Genomic DNA, 407 nt, shown 5'->3' on the forward strand with positions numbered 1-407 from the left:
TGAATAACTTTCTGCGGTGAGTCTACTTCTTTATTTTCCATAGATTCTGCATGTGGTTCTTCAATTTTTGATTGCTCCAATAATTCCAGCGCAATTTCAGCCGAAACCGATTTTGTTATTTCAAGTTCAGCATACAACTGGGAAATTAAGGCATCTTGTTCTTCAATTCGTGCAAGTAATGCAGTGTTCGAGTCAGTTTTTTCAATATTTTCGCTATTTCGTTTAGTTAGCTTCAAAGGGCAAGGGTTGAAATAAGACTCAGGTTTTGTTTGCTTTGAGATTTCTGTGCAAAACTCTCGGTAAAGTGGGTCATGATTGCCCCTAACAAAAATTCGATCGCTTATTGCATATTTCGGAGCATTCCGATCAGTCATTTCGGGATTATCCGATCACCCATTTCGGTTTAA

The 407-nt window shown here is 38.1% G+C and carries 1 protein-coding gene; it reads right to left on the reverse strand.

All coding sequences use genetic code 11. From position 1 onward, the window contains the following. Nucleotides 1–374: hypothetical protein (locus tag AB4486_RS25985; protein ID WP_372119628.1), on the reverse strand; the 374-nt coding region annotated here is incomplete at its 3' end. Nucleotides 375–407 lie beyond the last annotated feature (33 nt).

The sequence above is a fragment of the Vibrio sp. 10N.222.55.C6 genome, assembly GCF_041473395.1.
Taxonomy (GTDB): Bacteria; Pseudomonadota; Gammaproteobacteria; order Enterobacterales; family Vibrionaceae; genus Vibrio; species Vibrio crassostreae_C.